Below are 18,719 nucleotides of genomic sequence, written 5' to 3' on the forward strand. Positions count from 1 at the left end.
ATTGCAACAATAGATGTCACCTGAAACTGCGGCATCCGTTAGAATCCCCCGCGTTTTCCAGCCATCTGAGGTCACCATGTCCAAGCTCGCCTACCGCCGCATCCTGTTGAAACTTTCCGGGGAGGCGCTGATGGGGGACGAGGACTACGGCATCGACCCCAAGGTCATCAACCGCCTTGCCCATGAAGTCATCGAGGCCCAGAGCGCCGGCGTCGAAATCGCGCTGGTGGTTGGCGGCGGCAACATCTTCCGCGGCGCCGGCCTGGCTGCAGGCGGCATGGACCGCGTCACCGGCGACCACATGGGCATGCTGGCGACCGTCATCAACGCCCTCGCCATGCAGGACGCGCTTGAAAAAGCGGGTGGCAAGGCCCGCGTGATGAGCGCGATCAAGATCAACGACGTGTGCGAGGACTACATCCGCCGCCGCGCCATCCGCCACCTGGAAAAGGGCCGCCTGGTGATCTTCGCCGCCGGCACCGGCAACCCCTTCTTCACCACCGATTCGGGCGCTGCACTGCGTGCCATCGAGATCGGCGCCGACCTGCTGCTCAAGGCCACCAAGGTCGACGGCGTCTATGACAAGGACCCGAACAAGCATGCCGATGCGGTCCGCTATGACAGCCTGAGCTACGACCAGGTCATCAACCAGGGTCTGGAAGTCATGGACACGGCTGCCTTTGCGCTGGCCCGTGACAGCGACCTGCCGCTGCGCGTTTTCGACATGAGCCAGCCCGGCGAACTGCTGAAAATCCTGCACGGCGAGCCCATCGGCACCCTGGTGCACGGCCGCGACGCCCACTAACCCACGCTGCCGGCGCGGTGGGCAGGGGTAATCGCCTATAATCGGCCGGTTCTAGAAACATCCAGGATTCGGCCGATGATCAACGATATCAAGCAAGATGCGCAGGCGCGCATGACCAAGAGCATCGAAGCTCTGCGCCATACCCTCACCACCATCCGCACCGGTCGCGCTTCGCCGACCCTGCTGGACGGCATCAAGGTCAAGGCTTACGGCACCGACACCCCCTTGAATCAGGTGGCCAGCATCAGCGTGTCCGAAGGACGTTCGCTGGTGATCACCCTGTTCGACAAGAACATGATCAAGGACGTGGAAAAGGCCATCTATGCCTCCGACATCGGCATCACTCCCACCACCATGGGCACGGTGATCCGCCTGAACCTGCCGCCGCTCACCGAAGAGCGCCGCAAGGAACTGGCCAAGTCGGTGAGCAAGGAAGGCGAAGAAACCAAGATCGCCATCCGCAACATCCGCCGAGACGCCAACCAGGAAGTGGCCAAGCTGCTCAAGGACAAGGCGATCACCGAGGATGACGACCGTCGCAGCCAGGACGACATCCAGAAGTTGACCGACAAGGCGATCAAGGACGTCGACGAAGTGGTCAAGCTCAAAGAACAGGAACTGATGGCGGTCTGAGGCGTGTCCTCCGTCCTGCACGACGATACCGCGGCCCCGGCATTGCCGGGGCACATTGCCATCATCATGGATGGCAACGGCCGTTGGGCGCAGCAGCGCCGGCGGCCGCGCATGATCGGCCACCGTGCCGGTGCGCGCGCGGTCAACCGCAGCATCGATTTCTGCCTCGAGCGTGGCGTTGGCGCACTCACCCTGTTTGCGTTTTCCAGTGAAAACTGGGGCCGCCCGCAGGAGGAAGTCGACTCGCTGATGAAACTGTTCCTCGGCGCACTGGACCGCGAGGTGGATGAACTCCACCGCCGTGGCGTGCGCGTGCGCTTCATCGGCGACCGCAGCCGCTTCGCCGGCAGCATCGTCCAGCGCATGGACAAGGCCGAGCAACGCACGGTCGGCAATTCCGCGATGACCCTGAGCATCGCCGCCAGCTATGGTGGTCGCCAGGACATCGCACTGGCTGCGCGCGCCCTGGCCGAACAGGTCGCCGCCGGCACCCTGCGCCCCGAGCAGATCGACGAGCAGGCCCTCGGCCAGCACGTGGCGCTGGCCGACATGGCGCCGCCGGACCTGTTCATCCGTACCGGTGGCGACACCCGCATCAGCAACTTCCTGCTGTGGCAGCTGGCTTACAGCGAACTGTGGTTCACTGACGTGCTGTGGCCGGATGTCGATGCGGCCGTCCTTCAACTGGCACTGGATGACTATGCAAGGCGTGAGCGCCGCTTTGGTCTGACCAGCGCCCAGATTGCCGCCGCTGCGGCAGCGAGCGCACATTCATGACAAAGACCCGCGTGATTGCAGCGCTGATCATGGCCCCGGTGGCGATCTGCGCAATCCTGTTCCTGCCAAGCCAATGGCTGGCTGCCGCTGCCGCCCTGGTGTTCCTGGTCGGCCTGTGGGAATGGCTCAAGCTCACCGGCGTGGTTGGCCTGCCGCGTACCGTGCTGGTGGTGCTGAACCTGCTGCTGATGGTGCTGCTGGTCTGGGCCTCGGACGGCAGCATGGTGCTGTTCCAACTGGCCGCGCTGGTCGGCGTCGGCTTCTGGCTGCTGGCCTTGCTGTGGCTGCGTTTCTTCGATTTTGGCGCGCATGACGAAAGCAGCGCACGCATGCTGAAGCTCGCCGCCAGCAGCCTGGCGATCATCCCGGCCTGGGCCTCGCTGGTCCTGATCCACGCTGGCAGCAATGGCCACCTGTGGTTGTTGACCGCATTGACCCTGGTCTGGGCGGCCGATTCCGGCGCGTATTTCGCCGGTCGTACCTTTGGCAAGCACAAGCTGGCCCCGCGCATCAGCCCCAACAAGACCATTGAAGGACTGCTTGGCGGACTGGTCGCTGGCCTGGTTACCGCTGGCGTGTTCGGCTGGCTTGCCGGCGTGCAGGCCCCGCAGTTCGGCTGGCTGATGCTGGTCACCGCGGTGGCAGTGTTGGCTTCGGTGCTCGGCGACCTGTTTGAAAGCCTGCTCAAGCGCCACGCCGGCGCCAAGGATTCCGGACACATCATCCCCGGCCACGGCGGCGTGCTGGACCGTATCGACGGCGTGCTCGCCGCGCTGCCGGTATTCGCGCTGGGCAAGGAAATCTTCGGCTTCTAAGCATGTCCACCTCTTCCTTACGTCAGGTCGCCATTCTTGGCGCCACCGGCTCCATCGGCACCTCGGCGCTGGATGTGATTGCCCGCCATCCGCAGCAGATGCGTGCCACAGTGTTGGCCGCTGGCAGCAATGTGGATGGCTTGATCGCGCTGTGCCAACAACACCGCCCGGACCACGCCGCCATTGCCGACCCGGCGCTGTTCGCGCGCCTGCGCGACGGCCTCAAGCACGCCGGGCTGGCGACCGAAGCACATGCCGGTCATCAAGCCATCGACGCACTGGCCGCCAGCGATTGCTGCGACACCGTGGCGGCCGCCATTGTTGGTGCCGCCGGCCTGTCTTCCACGCTCGCCGCCGCCCGCGCCGGCAAGCGACTGCTGCTGGCCAACAAGGAATCACTGGTACTGGCCGGCGAGCTGCTGACCCGCGAGGCCGCCAACGCTGGCGCCGAGATCATTCCGATCGACAGCGAGCACAACGCCATCTTCCAATGCCTGCGCTCGCGCGACGCGCGGCTGGAAGCCGGCGTCCGCCGCATCATTCTGACCGCGTCCGGCGGCCCGTTCCGGGGGCGCGGCCGCGCCGAGCTGGAAAAGGTGACCGTGGCCCAGGCCGTTGCCCACCCGAAGTGGTCGATGGGCCCGAAGATCTCGGTCGATTCGGCGACGTTGATGAACAAAGGCCTGGAAGTCATCGAGGCCCACCACCTGTTCAACGTCCCCGGTTCACGCATCGACGTGCTGGTGCACCCGCAGAGCCTGGTGCACTCGCTGGTCGAATTCATCGACGGCTCAACCCTTGCCCAGCTTGGCTTGCCGGACATGCGCACCACCCTGGCCGTCGGCCTGGGCTGGCCGCAACGGATCGAGTCGGGCGTCGGCGGGCTGGACCTGCTGACGCAGGGCCGGCTGGATTTCGAGGCGCCAGACATGGACGCCTTCCCCTGCCTGCGCCTGGCCTGGCAGGCGATGGAGGCCGGCGGCAGCGCCCCGGCGATCCTGAATGCAGCCAACGAAGTCGCCGTTTCAGCCTTTCTTCAGGGGCGCATAGGCTTCCTGTCGATCCCGGCACTGGTGGAACACACGCTATCTACCCTGCCCTACGTGGCGGCCGATACACTGGACGCCCTGTTGGCAGCTGATGCCCAGGCCCGCCAAATCACCGAATCCGCCATTGCCCGCCTGCCGAATGTCTGATCCCACCCTACAACCGAGCTGTGCCCATGGCTGATTTCCTGGGGTCCGTGTGGTGGATGATCGTCAGCCTGGGCGTGCTGGTGACGTTTCATGAATTCGGCCATTACTGGGTAGCCCGCCGCTGCGGGGTAAAGGTACTGCGCTTCTCGGTGGGCTTCGGCAAGCCACTGTGGAGCCGCCGCAACCGCAACGGCACCGAGTTCGCCATCGCCGCCATCCCACTGGGCGGTTATGTGAAGATGCTGGACGAGCGCGAGGTCGAGGTCCCGGCCGGTGAACGCGCCGTCGCCTTCAACAACAAGACCGTCTGGCAGCGCATCGCCATTGTCGCCGCCGGCCCTGCTGCCAACCTGATCCTGTGCATCGCCCTGCTTTGGGCGATGTTCGTGATCGGGCGCCAGGACTATTCAGCCACCATCGGCCGCACCACCGGCATGGCCGCACAGGCCGGCTTTGTCGCCGGCGACCGCATCCTTGCCGTCGAGGACCGCAGCGTCGAGACCTGGGCCGAGGCCAGCATGGCCTTCACCACCGCTGCGATGGACCGCCAGGATGCGCACGTGCGCGTCCGCGACAACCTGGACAACGAACGCACCCGGGTGCTGCCGCTGTCGCAGCTGCCGGCGGGGTTTGATGAGCGACAGGTTCCGACGCAGGCAGGCTTCATCTGGCAGTTCTGGCTGCAACCAGCCCGTGTCGACTCGGTTTCCGCCGATTCGGCCGCCGCCGGCTTGCTGCAGACCGGCGACCTGATCCTGGCCGTGGACGGCCAGCGCGTGGACAGCGCCGACCAGGTCACCCCGCTGATCCAGCAACTTGGCCAGCGCGGCGGTCCCGGCATGGTCGAGGTCGAGCGCAACGGCGAGCGGCTGGCATTGGAGCTGACCCCGCAGGCCGGCCAAGGGCCGGACGGCAAGCCACGCTGGCTGATCGGGGTTGGCTTTGCCACCAACCAGGCCCCCGCCTACGACGCCCGCCAGCAGTACGGCGTGTTCGCCGCGCTGCCGGCCGCCGTGCGCGAAACCGGCAAATTGGCGACAGATTCGCTGGGTATGATGCGGCGCATGCTCACTGGCCACGCCTCGGTAAAGAACATTTCCGGCCCGATCACCATCGCCCGCGTGGCCAATGCCTCGGCTGAACGCGGGCTGGATTGGTTCCTGTATTTCCTGGCTTTGCTGTCGCTGAGCCTGTGCATCATCAACCTGCTGCCCATCCCCATCTTGGACGGCGGGCACCTGCTGTATTACCTTATCGAGTTGGTCAAGGGCAGCCCGCTTAGCGAGCGCGCCATGGCTGCCGGCCAATACATCGGTCTGGCGCTGTTGGCGGGGTTGATGGGATTGGCGTTCTACAACGACATCCTCAGCCTGGTCCCGCGATGAACTTTTTCCCGTTGTCGTCGTCTTACGCCGGCACCCACGCATTATCGAAATCGACTCCAACCGGACGTGATATGACGCGACTTCCCAATCGCCGCTTGCTGGCCCTCGCACTTGCTGCCGGTCTGGCCCTGCCTGTGCTTGCACAGGCGGCCGAGCCCTTTACCGCCAGCGACATCCGCGTGGACGGCCTGCAGCGCATTTCCTCCGGCACCGTGTTCACCTACCTGCCGGTGGAACGCGGCGACACGGTGGACGACGCCAAGATCGGCGACACCATCCGCGCCCTGTACAAGACCGGCTTCTTCGAAGACGTGCAGCTGGACCGCCAGGGCGACATCCTGGTCGTCACCGTCAAGGAACGCCCGGCGATCAACAAGTTGACCGTCACCGGCAACAAGGACATCAAGAGCGAGCAGCTGCTCAAGGGCCTGTCCGACATCGGCCTGAGCGAAGGCGGCACCTTTGACCGCCTGAGCCTGGACCGCGTGACCCAGGAACTGCGCCGGCAGTACAACGACCGCGGCAAATACAACGTGGAAATCACCCCGACGGTGAGCCCGCTGGACCGTAACCGCGTCGACGTTGCGATTGCCGTCAAGGAAGGCAAGGCGGCCAAGATCCGCCACGTCAACCTGATCGGCACCGAAAAATTCGAAGCCAACGACATTCTCGACACCTGGGAATCCAAGGAGCACAACTGGGCCTCGTGGTATCGCCGCGATGACCAGTACTCCAAGGAAAAGCTGTCTGGCGACCTGGAAAAGCTCAACTCCTGGTACCTGGACCGTGGCTACGTCGATTTCAGCATCGACTCCACCCAGGTCTCGATCAGCCCGGACAAGCGTGACATGTTCGTCACCGCCGGCGTGACCGAGGGCGAGCAGTACAAGATTTCCGAGATCAAGGTCACTGGCGACACCATCCTGCCGCAGGAAGACGTCGAGCGGATGGTCATCCAGAAGTCGGGCGATACCTTCTCGCGCGCCCTGCTGGAGTTCAGCGCTGATGGCATCACCAACAGCCTGTCCAACGTTGGCTACGCCTTCGCCAAGGTCAACCCGATCCCGACCAGCAACCGCGCCGACCGTACCGTGGCGGTCAACATGCAGGTGGTACCGGGCCCGCGCGTGGCCGTGCGCCGCATCGTATTCAAGGGCAACTCGCGCACCAGCGACGAAGTCTTGCGCCGTGAAATGCGCCAGTTCGAGAACAGCTGGTATTCGCAGGCTGCGATTGACCGTTCCAAGATCCGCCTGCAGCGTCTGGGCTACTTCGAATCGGTCGACGTCGAGACCCAACCGGTCACCGGCAGCAACGACCAGGTCGACGTGGTCTACAACGTCAAGGAAACCACCTCCGGCAGCTTCGTGTTCGGCCTGGGCTATTCGCAGTCCTACGGCATGACCACCTCGGTGCAGCTGTCGCAGAACAACTTCCTCGGCGGCGGTAACCGCGTGTCGGTCGAGGCCTCGCGCAGCAGCTACCTGCAGCGTTATGGCTTCAGCTACACCAACCCCTACTTCACTGATGACGGCGTCTCGCTGGGCTACAACCTGTCCTGGCGTGAGCTCGACTACTCCGACTTCAACACCGCGCAGTACAACAGCACCAACGGTTCGGCGCAGGTGGTGTTCGGCATTCCGATCACCGAGAACGATGCGTTCTCGCTGATGTTCGGCATCGACAGCAACCAGATCACCACGTACCCCGGTTACACGCCCGCCTCGATCATCGAGTACATCGATGCCGTTGGCACGCGCACCTTCCACTCCTGGCGTTCGGAGCTGGGCTGGGCACGCGACACCCGCAACGACTATTTCATGCCGACCCGCGGCACCTACCAGCGCCTCGGCCTGGAAGCCACGCTGCCTGGCTCGACCGTTGAGTACTACAAGCTCAGCTACCAGTTCTCCAAATACTGGCCGATCATCCCGTCACTGGTGATCAATACCCGCCTGGAACTGGGTTACGGCGATTCGTACGGCAGCGACAAGGTCCGTGACATCTGCTGGAATGTAATCCCCGGCACCCCCGGCACGCCAGCCAATGGCGATACCCCGGCGGTACCTGGCACCGCTGACACCACCCAGGTGGTTGACTGCGCCACCAACCCCACCGCCAACCACCGCCAGATCAAGGCGAGCGGCCTGCCGTTCTTCGAGAACTTCTACGCTGGCGGCACCAACTCGGTGCGTGGCTTCGAGGACAACACCCTGGGTCCGCGCTCGGAAATCATCGGCGGCTACTACAATGGCCAGCCGCTGGGTGGCTCGGTGAAGACAGTCGGCTCGATCGAAGCCTATTTCCCGAAGCTGTTCGACAGCCCGTCGGCGCGCGTTTCGGCGTTCTTCGACTTCGGTAACGTCTACAACGGCACCAGCAACTTCAAGGCCAACGAGCTGCGCGCATCTGCCGGTGTCGCCCTGTTGTGGCGCGCCCCGGTCGGCCCGATCTCCATCAGCTATGCCTTCCCGTTGAAGAAGGAAGACGGTGACGAGATCGAGCGTCTGCAGTTCACCTTTGGTGGTCAGTTCTAAATAGAACTGACCCGCTGACCCGAGGCTGCGCCCCGGGTACCGAAGATTGCGCCATGGCGCAATCTTCGGGCGCGCTCTGGTCTACCGATTCCCCGCGCCTGTCGGCGCGCCCCCTTTACCAAAGGGGGCTCTCCACCAGAATTACCGCATCAAACTGCCCCGGGAAGAAACACAGTCCCGGGCTTTGCTTTTATGGGTCCAGTGCCTGCGCTCGGCGCAACCGGCCATTCCCATCAAAGCCATGCTGACCCTTCTGCCCACATCCGGCCTCCCGCCCACCCCGCTGCCCTTGCCCTGCAAGGGTGATAACGTCCGTTCGCATGACCGCCATCGGCGCACACGGTAAACTTGCTGCGTGAATACTCTTACCTATACCGCTCAGGAACTTGCCGACCGATTCGGCCTGCAGGTGCACGGTGACCCGTCGGTCGCCATCCACGGCGTTGCCACGCTGGCCCATGCCGGCCCCGGGCAGCTGACCTTCCTGGCCAATCCGCGTTACCGGGCACAGCTGGCCGACAGCAAGGCGTCGATCGTGCTGCTGCGCGCCGATGACGCCGAGGCCGCACCAGGCGCCGCCTTGGTCGCCAAGGACCCGTACACCACCTTCGCCAAGATCGGCGCACTGTTCGAAACCGTCCCGGTGCGCGAGCCCGGCATCCACCCCAGCGCGGTCATCGACCCCAGCGCGACGGTGGCCGCCAGCGCCCATATCGGCCCGCACGTCTGCATCGGCGCACGCAGCGTGATCGGCGAGAGCTGCATCATCGGCGTCGGCAGCATCATCGGCGACGACTGCGTGGTCGAGGCCGGCACCGAACTGCTGGCCCGCGTCACCCTGGTTGCGCGGGTCAAGCTGGGCAAGCGCGTGCGCATCCACCCGGGCGCGGTGCTCGGTGCCGAGGGCTTCGGCCTGGCAATGGACAACGGCCACTGGATCAAGGTCCCGCAGCTGGGTGGCGTGCGCATCGGCGACGATTGCGAGATCGGCGCCAACACCTGCATCGACCGTGGCGCACTGGAAGACACCACTCTGGACGAAGACGTGCGCGTGGACAATCTGGTGCAGATCGCCCACAACGTACAGATCGGCGCGCACAGCGCCATCGCGGGCTCGACCGGCATTGCCGGCAGCGCCAAGATCGGCCGCTACTGCCTGCTCGGCGGCGCCGTCGGCGTCGTTGGCCACCTGGAAATCTGCGACCACGTCGTCATCACCGGCAAGTCGGTGGTGCGCAACTCGATTACCGAACCGGGCGAGTACTCGTCAGGCACCCCTTTGACCGACAACCGCACGTGGCGCAAAAACGCCGCGCGCTTCAAGCAGCTCGATTCGCTGGCACGGCGCATCCTGGCTGTGAGCAAGGAGAAAGAATGAACGCACCACTGCAGATGCCCATCGACGTCACCACGATCCAGACGTTGATCCCGCACCGCTACCCGTTCCTGCTGGTCGACAAGGTTGTCGAACTGGATGTGGACGCCAAGCGCATCGTCGCGCACAAGAACGTAACCATCAACGAGCCCTACTTCCAGGGCCACTTCCCGGGCCAGCCGATCATGCCGGGCGTGCTGATCATCGAAGCCCTGGCCCAGGCAGGTGGCGTGCTGACCCAGCTCAGCCTTGGCCGCGACGCGCAGTCCAAGCTGTTCTACCTGGTCAAGGTCGACAACGTGCGCTTCATGAAGCAGGTGGTGCCGGGCGACGTGCTGGAACTGCATGTGCAGGTCAAGCGCATGATCCGCAACATGGCGGTCTACTACGGCGAAGCCAAGGTGGATGGTGAAATCGTCGCACACGCCGAAGTGCTCTGCGCCGGCACCCGCGAATAATCTGCCTGGAGCAAACGATGAGCGATAACGCACCCTTGATTCACCCGACCGCGGTCATCGATCCCTCGGCCAAACTCGGCCAAGGCGTGCGCGTGGGTGCGTTCACCCTGATCGGCGCCGACGTCGAGATCGGCGATGGCACCGAAGTGGGGCCGCATTGCAGCATCCACGGTCCGACCCGGATCGGTCGCGACAATCGCTTCATCGGCCACGTCGCGGTCGGCGGCGAACCGCAGGACAAGAAGTTCGCCGGTGAACGCACCGAGCTGGTGATCGGCGACCGCAATGTGTTCCGTGAATTCGTCACCCTCAGCCGCGGCACTGCCGGCGGCGGTGGTGTCACCACCATCGGCAACGACAACTGGATGCTGGCCTACGTGCATGTCGCCCATGACTGCCATGTCGCCGACCACTGCGTGTTCTCCAACAACACCACCCTGGCCGGCCACGTCTCGGTCGGCAACTGGGTGATCATCAGCGGCTTCGCCGGTGCCCACCAGTTCTGCCGCATCGGCGACCATGCCTTCCTCGGCATGGGTGCACTGGTCACCGGCGACATCCCGCCGTTCACCATGGTCGGCATCGACGGCCACGGTCGTCCACGCGGTATCAACAGTGAGGGCCTGAAGCGTCGTGGTTTCGACACCGAACGCATCAGTGCGATCAAGCGCGCTTACCGCACCATCTACGTTGCAGGTGTTCCGCTGGCCGAAGCCAAGGTGGCGTTGGCCGAGCAGGCCCAGAGCAGCGATGACGTCAAGCAGATGCTGGACTTCATCGAGCACGGCGAGCGTCCGCTGCAACGATGAACGCTGTAACCCAGGATTCCGGACTGGCGCTTGGCCGCAAGCCGCGCATCGCGCTGGTAGCCGGTGAGGCGTCGGGCGACCTGCTCGGCGCCGGCCTGATCAATGCCCTGCGTGCGCGCTACCCCGATGCCGAATTTGCAGGCATCGGCGGCGACGCAATGCGAAATGCCGGCTGCGAAACCTGGTTTGATGCCAGCGAGCTGGCGCTGATGGGGCTGGCCGAGATCCTGCGCCATCTGCCGCGCCTGCTGAAGCTGCGCAAGGAATTCCGCCAGCGCGTGCTCGACTGGCAGCCCGATGTATTCATCGGCATCGACGCACCGGATTTCAATCTGGGCGTTGAAAAGTGGCTCAAGCAGCGCGGCCTGCGCACCGTGCATTACGTCAGCCCCTCGGTCTGGGCCTGGCGCGAGAAGCGCGCCGAGAAGATCGGTGCCAGCGCCGATCTGGTGCTGTGCCTGTTCCCGATGGAACCGCCGATCTATGCCCGACACGGCATTGATGCACGCTTCGTCGGCCATCCGATGGCTGATGAAATTCCGCTGCACAGCGATCGCACGGCAGCGCGGCAAGCGCTGGGCATTCCCGAGCAGGCAAAGCTGCTTGCGGTACTGCCCGGCAGCCGCCTGGGCGAAGTGAGCCGGCTCGGCCCGCCGTTCTTCGCCGCCGCCTGGCAGCTGTGCGAACAAGACCGCGGCCTGCATATCGTCGTGCCCGCGGCCAATGCCAAGTGCAAGGCGATGATCACCGAACAGATCCGCAGCGCAGCGCTCCCCAGCGCGCGCCTGCACCTGCTCGATGGCAAGGCACGCGAAGCGATGATCGCCGCCGACGTGGTGATGCTGGCATCCGGCACCGCGACCCTGGAAACCATGCTGGTCAAGCGCCCGATGGTGGTGGGCTACCGCGTTGCCGAGCTCACCTATCGCATCGTCAAGGCGCTGGGCCTGATCAAGGTCGATCGTTTTGCCCTGCCCAATGTACTGGCCGGCAAGGACCTGGCGCCGGAGCTGATCCAGCACGAATGCACGCCAGAAAACCTGTCCGCCGCAGTACGCAACTGGTTTGAGCATCCCGATTGCGTCAGCGGTCTGCAGGACGACTACCAGCAGCTGCACCAGCAGCTACGCCAGGACGCCTCGGCACGTGCAGCAGAGGCTGTCGCGGGCCTGTTGCAGGCGCCGCGCAAGCAAGGCCAGCCGTGACCACAAGGCGCACCCCCAAGGCAGCGGATGCCTCGCTGTCCTTGTTTGACGATGCCGCCCTGCTCGCACGGCAAGCACCACGCCTGGTCGCCGGTGTCGACGAGGCCGGGCGCGGCCCGCTGGCCGGCCCGGTCGCGGTGGCGGCCGTTGTCTTCGACCCCGAACGTCCACGCATCAACGGTCTGGATGACTCCAAGGCATTGACCGCACTACGCCGCGACCAGCTCTACGACCGCATCATCGAACGTGCATTGGCTTACAAGATCGTGATGGTCGACGTGGCCGAGATCGACAGCCTCAATATCTTCCAGGCCACCATGCAGGGCATGCGCCTGGCGGTGGAAGGCGTCGCACATGTGGCGCAGTTCGCCCGCATCGATGGCAACAAGATTCCCAAGGGCCTGCCCTGCCCGGCCGAAGCGCTGGTTGGTGGCGACGCCATTGACCGCAGCATCATGGCCGCCTCGATCCTGGCCAAGGTCAGCCGCGACCGCTTCATGCTGGAGCTGCACCAGCAACACCCCGAGTACGGCTTTGACCAGCACAAGGGCTATGGCACACCGCTGCATATGGCCGCGCTGCGCACACATGGCCCCTGCCCCCAGCACCGGCGCAGCTTCGCCCCGGTGCGTGCTTGCCTGGAAACCGCTTGAGTCACTCGCTGCCCCATCGGGGCAAGCAATCGATTGCATATGATCATTGCCCGCCGCAAGCCAGCCACCCGCTGATCCCCGACACGGTCACCAGCGTCGGCCAGCTGGATCAGGCCATCGCCATTGACACCGCCTGGCCGAAACTGGCCGGCGTAGTCGCCAACTTCCTCGACTACCAGCGGGAAGCCGAGCGCCAAGGCCGCGGCTACCATGACATCGCCTTCAACCGCCGCAGCTGGCTGGAGCTGCATGAAATCGAGCCCGCCTGCATGAACACCAGCGGCGGGTGCGTGAAAGCAGCTACGCACCTGAACCGCTCAGCTACTTCCGCATCCACTGACAGCGACACCGACAGCGCTCCAGCCAGACCCGCCAAGCTCAGGCTGGAGCTCTGCCGGGCGTGGCGTGGACGACCAAGCCCGCCTGGCCTGCGCCTGTCCTGATAGTGTGCACCTGCGGGCCATTGGCCCGGGCCGGCGCGGGTCGCAGGCATGTCAAGCCTTGCCCCACCCCGCCCCCGTCGCTACCCTGCACCGGCATACTTCTGGCTCCGCATGTCTACTTCTTCCCGCTTCGTCCATCTCCACGTCCACACCGAATTCTCGATGGTGGACTCCACCATCCGCGTACCCGCCAAACCCGATCAGGCCGACCCCAAGAAGGCCAAGCAGGCCAACCTGCTGAGTCGCTCGGTCGAGATGAAGGCACCGGCGCTGGCGGTCACCGACCTGAACAACATGTTCGCGCTGGTGAAGTTCTACAAGGCTGCCGAAGGCGTGGGCATCAAGCCCATCGCCGGCGCCGACCTGTTGATCACCGAGGACGGCCAGGACCCTTGGCGCATGACCTTGCTGTGCCGCGACCGCGAAGGCTACCTGAGCCTGTCAAGGCTGCTGACCCGTGCGTGGATGGAAGGCCATCGCAACGAAGGTGGCGTTGCCGTGCACCCACAGTGGCTGAAGGACGGCTGCAGGAACCTCTTCGCGCTGGCCGGCCGTCACAGCCTGGCCGGGCGCCTGGCCAATGACGGCCGCCATGATCTGGCCGAGCAGCAGCTCGCCGACTGGCAGCGCGTGTTCGGTGACGGCCTGCACCTGGAACTGACCCGCACCGGCCGCGATGGCGAAGAAGCCTTCAACCAGTTCGCGCTGCAGGCTGCCGGCCAGCGCGGCCTGCCGGTGGTGGCCACCAATGATGTGCGCTTCCTGTCGCCGGATGATTTCTACGCGCATGAGGCGCGCGTCTGCATTTCCACCGGCCGCGTGCTGGACGACCCCAAGCGTCCACGTGAGTACAGCGCCGAGCAATACCTGAAGACGCCGGAACAGATGTGCGAGCTGTTCGCCGACATCCCCGACGCGATCGACAACACCCTGGCGCTGGCCGAACGCTGCAACGTCGAGATGCGGCTGGGCACCTACTTCCTGCCCAACTATCCGGTGCCGGACGACCAGACCCTGGACAGCTGGATCCAGAAGATCTCGCGCGACGGCCTGGAAGAACGCCTGCAGGTGCATCCAATTGCTGCCGGCATGACCCGTGAGGACTATGACGCGCGGCTGGAGTTCGAGCTCGACACGATCATCAAGATGGGCTTCCCCGGCTACTTCCTGATCGTGGCCGACTTCATCCAGTGGGGTAAGAACCAGGGCATTCCGATCGGTCCGGGCCGTGGTTCCGGTGCCGGTTCGCTGGTGGCCTGGGCGCTGAAGATCACCGATCTGGATCCGCTGCCCTACAACCTGCTGTTCGAGCGCTTCCTCAACCCGGAACGCGTGTCGATGCCCGACTTCGACATCGACTTCTGCATGGATCGCCGCGACGAGGTGATCGACTACGTTGCACGCAAGTACGGCCGCGAGCGCGTCAGTCAGATCATCACCTACGGCACCATGGCGGCCAAGGCGGTGGTGCGTGACACCGGCCGTGTGCTCGGCTTCCCCTACGGTCTGGTCGACGGCGTTTCCAAGCTGATCCCCAACATCCTCGGCATCCACCTGAAGGATGCGCTGGGCAAGGGCAAGGAAGGCACGAGTTCGGAAATGGCCTCGGCCGAGCTGATCCAGCGTTACGAATCCGAAGACGACGTCCGCGATCTGATCGACCTGGCCCTGCAGCTGGAAGACCTGACCCGCAACGCCGGCAAGCATGCCGGTGGCGTGGTGATCGGGCCGGAACCGCTGAGCGAGTTCTGCCCGCTGTACGCCGAACATGACGATGGTGGCATCGGCAAGAACCCGGTCACCCAGTTCGACAAGAACGACGTTGAAGAAGTCGGCCTGGTGAAGTTCGACTTCCTCGGCCTGCGCACGCTGACCATCATTGATTGGGCGGTGAAGGCGATCAACAGGCGCCATGAGCGTGCCGGCATTCCGCCGATCGACATCGCCCATATCCCGCTCGACGACGCCCCGACCTACAAGGACATCTTCGCCAACGGCAATACCGGCGCGGTGTTCCAGTTCGAATCCTCGGGCATGCGCCGCCTGCTGAAGGACGCGCGTCCCGACCGCTTCGAAGACCTGATCGCGCTGGTGTCGCTGTACCGCCCGGGCCCGATGGACCTGATTCCTTCCTTCAACGCGCGTAAGCACGGCCAGGAAGAAATCATCTATCCCGATCCGCGTACCGAAGTCATCCTGAAAGACACCTACGGCATCATGGTGTACCAGGAGCAGGTGATGCAGATGGCGCAGATCGTCGGCAATTACTCGCTGGGCGGCGCCGACCTGTTGCGTCGTGCGATGGGCAAGAAGGTGCCGGCGGAAATGGCCAAGCACCGCGAGATCTTCCGCGAAGGTGCGGCCACCGGCGGCGTCGATGGCCCCAAGGCCGACGAAATCTTCGACTTGATGGAGAAGTTTGCAGGCTACGGTTTCAATAAATCGCATGCTGCGGCTTATGCATTGGTCAGCTACCAGACCGCCTGGCTCAAGCGCCATTACCCGGCCGAGTTCATGGCCGCGACGCTGTCCTCGGACATGGACAACACCGACAAGGTGGTCGGCTTCCTGGCCGAGGTGAAGAACCTTGGCCTGACCGTGCTGCCGCCGCGCGTCAACGACTCGGCCTATATGTTCGAGGCGGCCAACGCCGACACCATCCGTTACGGCCTCGGTGCGATCAAGGGCGTCGGCCAAGGTGCCTGCGAAGCGGTAGTCGAGCAACGCGAACGCGGCGGCGAGTACGCCTCGCTGCTGGATTTCTGCGCACGCGTGGAATCGGGCAAGCTCAACCGCCGCACGCTGGAAGCGATGATCAACTGCGGTGCCTTCGACGGCATCGGCAAGAACCGCGCGACGCTGGCGCTGCAGCTGCCGGAGGTGATCAAGGCCACCGAGCAGATGGCGCGCGAGAAGGCCTCCGGGCAGAACTCGCTGTTCGGTGCACCGGACCCGGTCAGCACCGCCAGCCAGCTCGACCTGCCCGAGAGCAAGGAATGGCCGCTGGCACAGCTGCTCAATGGCGAGCGCGAGACGCTGGGCTTCTTCCTCAGCGGCCATCCGTTCGACCCGTATGCCGATGACGTCAAGGAGCTGGTCGGCACCGACCTCGGCGGACTCGACAAACTGATTGCACCGGCCTTCCCCTCCAAGGACGGCGAGAAACGCGCCTGGCGCCAGGAATCCCCGGTGATCCTGGCCGGCATGGTCATTGGTGTACGCCGCAAGGGCGACAGCCAGGTCTTCGTGACCCTGGAAGACGGCAAGGGCCGGGTCGAATGCAGCGCGTTCTCCGATGGCCTGGCCGAATTCGGCCACCTGATGACCAAGGACCGCATCCTGGTGGTCAAGGGCGGCCTGCGCGAAGACGAGTTCAACGGCGGTTATGCCCTGCGTATCCGCCAGTGCTGGGACTACGAGCAACTCTGCGCCGACCACGCCTTGCGCGTATCGATGCGCGTGGACGGCCGTGGCGGCCCGATCTGGCAGCGCATCGATGCCCTGCTCGCCACCGCCCGCCCGGGCCGTACCCCCCTTCGCCTGGACCTGCTGCTCAACGGCAAACCCGGCAGCATCGCCGGCATGCTCGACCTCGGCAGCAGCGGCTCGGTGCGGGTCACGCCCAAGCTGCTCGATGCCCTGCGCGAGGACCCGGCCGTGCGCCGGGTCAAGGTCAAGTACAGCCCGCCCTGGGCCAATTGATTGTCCGGACGGACGCGTACGGGTTGATACGGCGCGTTCGGCTACACTTCCCCCCTTTCATTGCTGACGGTTTCCGATGAATCCGAACTACCTCGATTTCGAGCAACCCATCGCCGATCTGGAATCCAAGATCAAGGACCTGCGCAATGCCAGCGCCGGGCCGGCGGTCAATGTCGATGCTGAGGTCAAGGCGCTGGAAGACAAGCTGCGCCTGCGTACTGCCCAGATCTTCCGCAACCTGTCCTCGTGGCAGGTGCTGCAGGTGGCCCGCCACCCGTCGCGTCCTTACGCGCTCGACTACATCCGCATCTTCTGCGATGAGTTCCAGGAACTGGCCGGCGACCGCGCCTTTGCCGACGACAAGGCCATCGTTGGTGGCCTGGCCCGTATCGGCGGCCGCTCGGTGATGCTGATCGGCCACCAGAAGGGCCGTGACACCAAGGAAAAGGTGCGCCGCAACTTCGGCATGCCCAAGCCCGAGGGCTACCGCAAGGCCTTGCGCCTGATGAAGATGGCCGAGCGTTTTGGCCTGCCGGTGCTGACCCTGATCGACACCGCTGGCGCCTGGCCGGGCATCGACGCTGAAGAGCGCGGCCAGTCCGAAGCCATCGCCCGCAACCTGATGGAAATGGCCGAGCTGAAGGTGCCGGTGATCTGCACCGTTATCGGTGAAGGCGGCTCCGGCGGGGCACTGGCACTGGGCGTTGGCGACCGCACCCTGATGCTGGAATACAGCGTCTACTCGACCATCAGCCCGGAAGGCTGCGCGTCCATCCTGTGGAAGGACGCCGGCAAGGCCAAGGACGCCGCCGAGCAGCTGGGCATGACCGCCCCGCGCCTGAAGAGCCTGGGCCTGATCGACAAGATGATCCGCGAGCCGATCGGCGGCGCCCACCGCAACCCCACGCAGATGGGCAAGCGCCTGAAGGCCGTGCTGCTCAATGAGCTGGACGCGCTGGAGAAGCTGCCCCTCGACGAACTGCTGGCGCGCCGCTACGCGCGCCTGCGCAGCTACGGTGCCTACGAAGCGGCCTGAGCCGCTTCCGCCACTGGGACACACGGATGAGTCCGATCATTCTGCTTTCGCTGATCCTGCAGGTCGCCTGCTGCGTGCACGTCGTGCGCACCGGGCGACCGCTGTACTGGATCTTCATCCTGCTGTTCTTCTCGTACCTGGCGGTGCTGATCTATGTGATCGCCGAAGTACTGCCCGGACTGCGCAACAACCCGACCGCGCGTCGTGGCTTGCGCAAGGTCCGCGACCAGATCGACCCGACACGTGGCAAGCGCCAGGCCGACCAGCGGCTGCGCGTTTCCGACACCGCCGACAACCGCAGGCGCCTGGCCCAGGAGCACCTGGACCGCGGCGAATATGCCGAGGCAGCGGCATTGTACGAAGGTGCGCTGCGCGGATTGCACAGCGAGGACCCGGACCTGATGCTGGGTCTGGCCAAAGCCCAGTACGGCCTGCAGCAGCCGGCACAGGCGCGCAAGACGCTGGAAGCCTTGATCGCGGCCAACCCCAACTTCCGCTCGCATGACGGCCACCTGCTGTATGCCCGCACCGTGGAGGACAGCGCGGACATCCCTGCTGCCCTGCACGAGTACGAGGCGATGATCGGCGGCTACCCGGGCGAGGAAGCACGGCTGCGCTATGCACTGCTGCTCAAGCGCGCCGGCCGCGACGACGACGCGGCCAGGCAACTGCAGAACATCCTCGACCGCGCCGAGACCTCGCCGCGCTACTACCAGCAGGCACAGCGCGCCTGGATCGATGCCGCACGCAAGGAACTGCGGCAGCTGACGCCGGCGGACTGAGCGCAGGACCAAGGCGTTTGTAGGAGCGGCGTGAGCCGCGAAGCTGACCCTGCTGAAGCCCTTGGCACCTGCGCCATCTGGTGATGTACTTGCTTCGCGGCTCACGCC

Annotated in this window: 16 protein-coding genes; all 16 read left to right on the forward strand. The window is 64.9% G+C overall.

Annotated features, from left to right (window positions below):
- Nucleotides 1–76: 76 nt before the first annotated feature.
- The 16 genes from pyrH (at nt 77) to QMX78_RS05645 (ending at nt 18,611) form a co-directional block, all read left to right on the forward strand.
- Nucleotides 77–805 carry a UMP kinase gene (pyrH, locus tag QMX78_RS05570; protein ID WP_282267386.1) on the forward strand — a complete coding sequence of 243 codons (729 nt, stop codon included), beginning with the start codon at nt 77–79 and terminating at the stop codon, nt 803–805.
- 75 nt (nt 806–880) lie between these two features.
- On the forward strand, nt 881–1,438 hold the full coding sequence (gene frr, locus QMX78_RS05575) for a ribosome recycling factor (protein WP_282267388.1): 558 nt from the start codon (nt 881–883) through the stop codon (nt 1,436–1,438).
- Between the two features lie 15 nt (nt 1,439–1,453).
- A complete protein-coding gene (gene uppS / locus QMX78_RS05580) occupies nt 1,454–2,215 on the forward strand; it encodes a polyprenyl diphosphate synthase (protein WP_282267411.1) in 762 nt (253 codons plus the stop codon).
- Nucleotides 2,212–3,030 (forward strand): phosphatidate cytidylyltransferase, encoded by an 819-nt coding sequence (locus QMX78_RS05585; protein ID WP_282267390.1) that lies wholly within the window; start codon nt 2,212–2,214, stop codon nt 3,028–3,030. The genes uppS and QMX78_RS05585 overlap by 4 nt, the downstream gene beginning before the upstream one ends.
- 2 nt (nt 3,031–3,032) lie before the next feature.
- Nucleotides 3,033–4,226, forward strand: a complete 1,194-nt coding sequence (locus QMX78_RS05590; protein WP_282267392.1) for a 1-deoxy-D-xylulose-5-phosphate reductoisomerase — start codon at nt 3,033–3,035, stop codon at nt 4,224–4,226.
- A gap of 26 nt (nt 4,227–4,252) precedes the next feature.
- The gene (gene rseP, locus QMX78_RS05595) at nt 4,253–5,611 is read left to right on the forward strand and encodes an RIP metalloprotease RseP (protein ID WP_282267393.1); all 1,359 of its coding nucleotides are present in this window, start codon (nt 4,253–4,255) and stop codon (nt 5,609–5,611) included.
- A gap of 71 nt (nt 5,612–5,682) precedes the next feature.
- On the forward strand, nt 5,683–8,148 hold the full coding sequence (gene bamA, locus QMX78_RS05600) for an outer membrane protein assembly factor BamA (protein WP_282267394.1): 2,466 nt from the start codon (nt 5,683–5,685) through the stop codon (nt 8,146–8,148).
- A 355-nt stretch (nt 8,149–8,503) separates the two neighbouring features.
- Nucleotides 8,504–9,526, forward strand: coding sequence for a UDP-3-O-(3-hydroxymyristoyl)glucosamine N-acyltransferase (lpxD, locus tag QMX78_RS05605; RefSeq protein ID WP_282267395.1), 1,023 nt, complete (start codon nt 8,504–8,506; stop codon nt 9,524–9,526).
- Nucleotides 9,523–9,981, forward strand: coding sequence for a 3-hydroxyacyl-ACP dehydratase FabZ (fabZ, locus tag QMX78_RS05610; protein ID WP_282267396.1), 459 nt, complete (start codon nt 9,523–9,525; stop codon nt 9,979–9,981). The genes lpxD and fabZ overlap by 4 nt, the downstream gene beginning before the upstream one ends.
- Nucleotides 9,982–9,998: 17 nt before the next feature.
- A complete protein-coding gene (gene lpxA, locus QMX78_RS05615) occupies nt 9,999–10,790 on the forward strand; it encodes an acyl-ACP--UDP-N-acetylglucosamine O-acyltransferase (protein WP_282267397.1) in 792 nt (263 codons plus the stop codon).
- Complete coding sequence (lpxB, locus tag QMX78_RS05620; protein WP_282267398.1) at nt 10,787–11,995, forward strand: lipid-A-disaccharide synthase; 1,209 nt, start codon at nt 10,787–10,789, stop codon at nt 11,993–11,995. The genes lpxA and lpxB overlap by 4 nt, the downstream gene beginning before the upstream one ends.
- A 35-nt stretch (nt 11,996–12,030) precedes the next feature.
- Nucleotides 12,031–12,648 carry a ribonuclease HII gene (locus QMX78_RS05625; RefSeq protein ID WP_282267413.1) on the forward strand — a complete coding sequence of 206 codons (618 nt, stop codon included), beginning with the start codon at nt 12,031–12,033 and terminating at the stop codon, nt 12,646–12,648.
- Entirely contained in the window at nt 12,645–13,091 is a 447-nt protein-coding gene (locus QMX78_RS05630) for a hypothetical protein (protein ID WP_282267400.1), read from the forward strand. Before QMX78_RS05625 ends, QMX78_RS05630 begins: the two co-directional genes overlap by 4 nt.
- Before the next feature lie 111 nt (nt 13,092–13,202).
- Nucleotides 13,203–16,793 carry a DNA polymerase III subunit alpha gene (dnaE, locus tag QMX78_RS05635; RefSeq protein WP_282267402.1) on the forward strand — a complete coding sequence of 1,197 codons (3,591 nt, stop codon included), beginning with the start codon at nt 13,203–13,205 and terminating at the stop codon, nt 16,791–16,793.
- Between the two features lie 76 nt (nt 16,794–16,869).
- Complete coding sequence (locus QMX78_RS05640) at nt 16,870–17,829, forward strand: acetyl-CoA carboxylase carboxyltransferase subunit alpha (RefSeq protein WP_282267404.1); 960 nt, start codon at nt 16,870–16,872, stop codon at nt 17,827–17,829.
- A gap of 26 nt (nt 17,830–17,855) precedes the next feature.
- Nucleotides 17,856–18,611, forward strand: a complete 756-nt coding sequence (locus QMX78_RS05645; RefSeq protein WP_282267407.1) for a tetratricopeptide repeat protein — start codon at nt 17,856–17,858, stop codon at nt 18,609–18,611.
- Nucleotides 18,612–18,719: the final 108 nt, after the last annotated feature.

The organism is Stenotrophomonas sp. PS02298 (assembly GCF_029959445.1).
In the GTDB taxonomy this organism is placed as follows: Bacteria; Pseudomonadota; Gammaproteobacteria; order Xanthomonadales; family Xanthomonadaceae; genus Stenotrophomonas.

Excerpts from the sequence above, each read along its gene's own strand:
- pyrH (WP_282267386.1), top strand. The coding sequence starts at position 77 with ATGTCCAAGCTCGCCTACCGCCGCATCCTGTTGAAACTTTCCGGGGAG.
- frr (WP_282267388.1), top strand. The coding sequence starts at position 881 with ATGATCAACGATATCAAGCAAGATGCGCAGGCGCGCATGACCAAGAGC.
- QMX78_RS05585 (WP_282267390.1), top strand. The coding sequence starts at position 2,212 with ATGACAAAGACCCGCGTGATTGCAGCGCTGATCATGGCCCCGGTGGCG.
- QMX78_RS05590 (WP_282267392.1), top strand. The coding sequence starts at position 3,033 with ATGTCCACCTCTTCCTTACGTCAGGTCGCCATTCTTGGCGCCACCGGC.
- rseP (WP_282267393.1), top strand. The coding sequence starts at position 4,253 with ATGGCTGATTTCCTGGGGTCCGTGTGGTGGATGATCGTCAGCCTGGGC.
- bamA (WP_282267394.1), top strand. The coding sequence starts at position 5,683 with ATGACGCGACTTCCCAATCGCCGCTTGCTGGCCCTCGCACTTGCTGCC.
- fabZ (WP_282267396.1), top strand. The coding sequence starts at position 9,523 with ATGAACGCACCACTGCAGATGCCCATCGACGTCACCACGATCCAGACG.
- lpxA (WP_282267397.1), top strand. The coding sequence starts at position 9,999 with ATGAGCGATAACGCACCCTTGATTCACCCGACCGCGGTCATCGATCCC.
- lpxB (WP_282267398.1), top strand. The coding sequence starts at position 10,787 with ATGAACGCTGTAACCCAGGATTCCGGACTGGCGCTTGGCCGCAAGCCG.
- dnaE (WP_282267402.1), top strand. The coding sequence starts at position 13,203 with ATGTCTACTTCTTCCCGCTTCGTCCATCTCCACGTCCACACCGAATTC.
- QMX78_RS05640 (WP_282267404.1), top strand. The coding sequence starts at position 16,870 with ATGAATCCGAACTACCTCGATTTCGAGCAACCCATCGCCGATCTGGAA.
- QMX78_RS05645 (WP_282267407.1), top strand. The coding sequence starts at position 17,856 with ATGAGTCCGATCATTCTGCTTTCGCTGATCCTGCAGGTCGCCTGCTGC.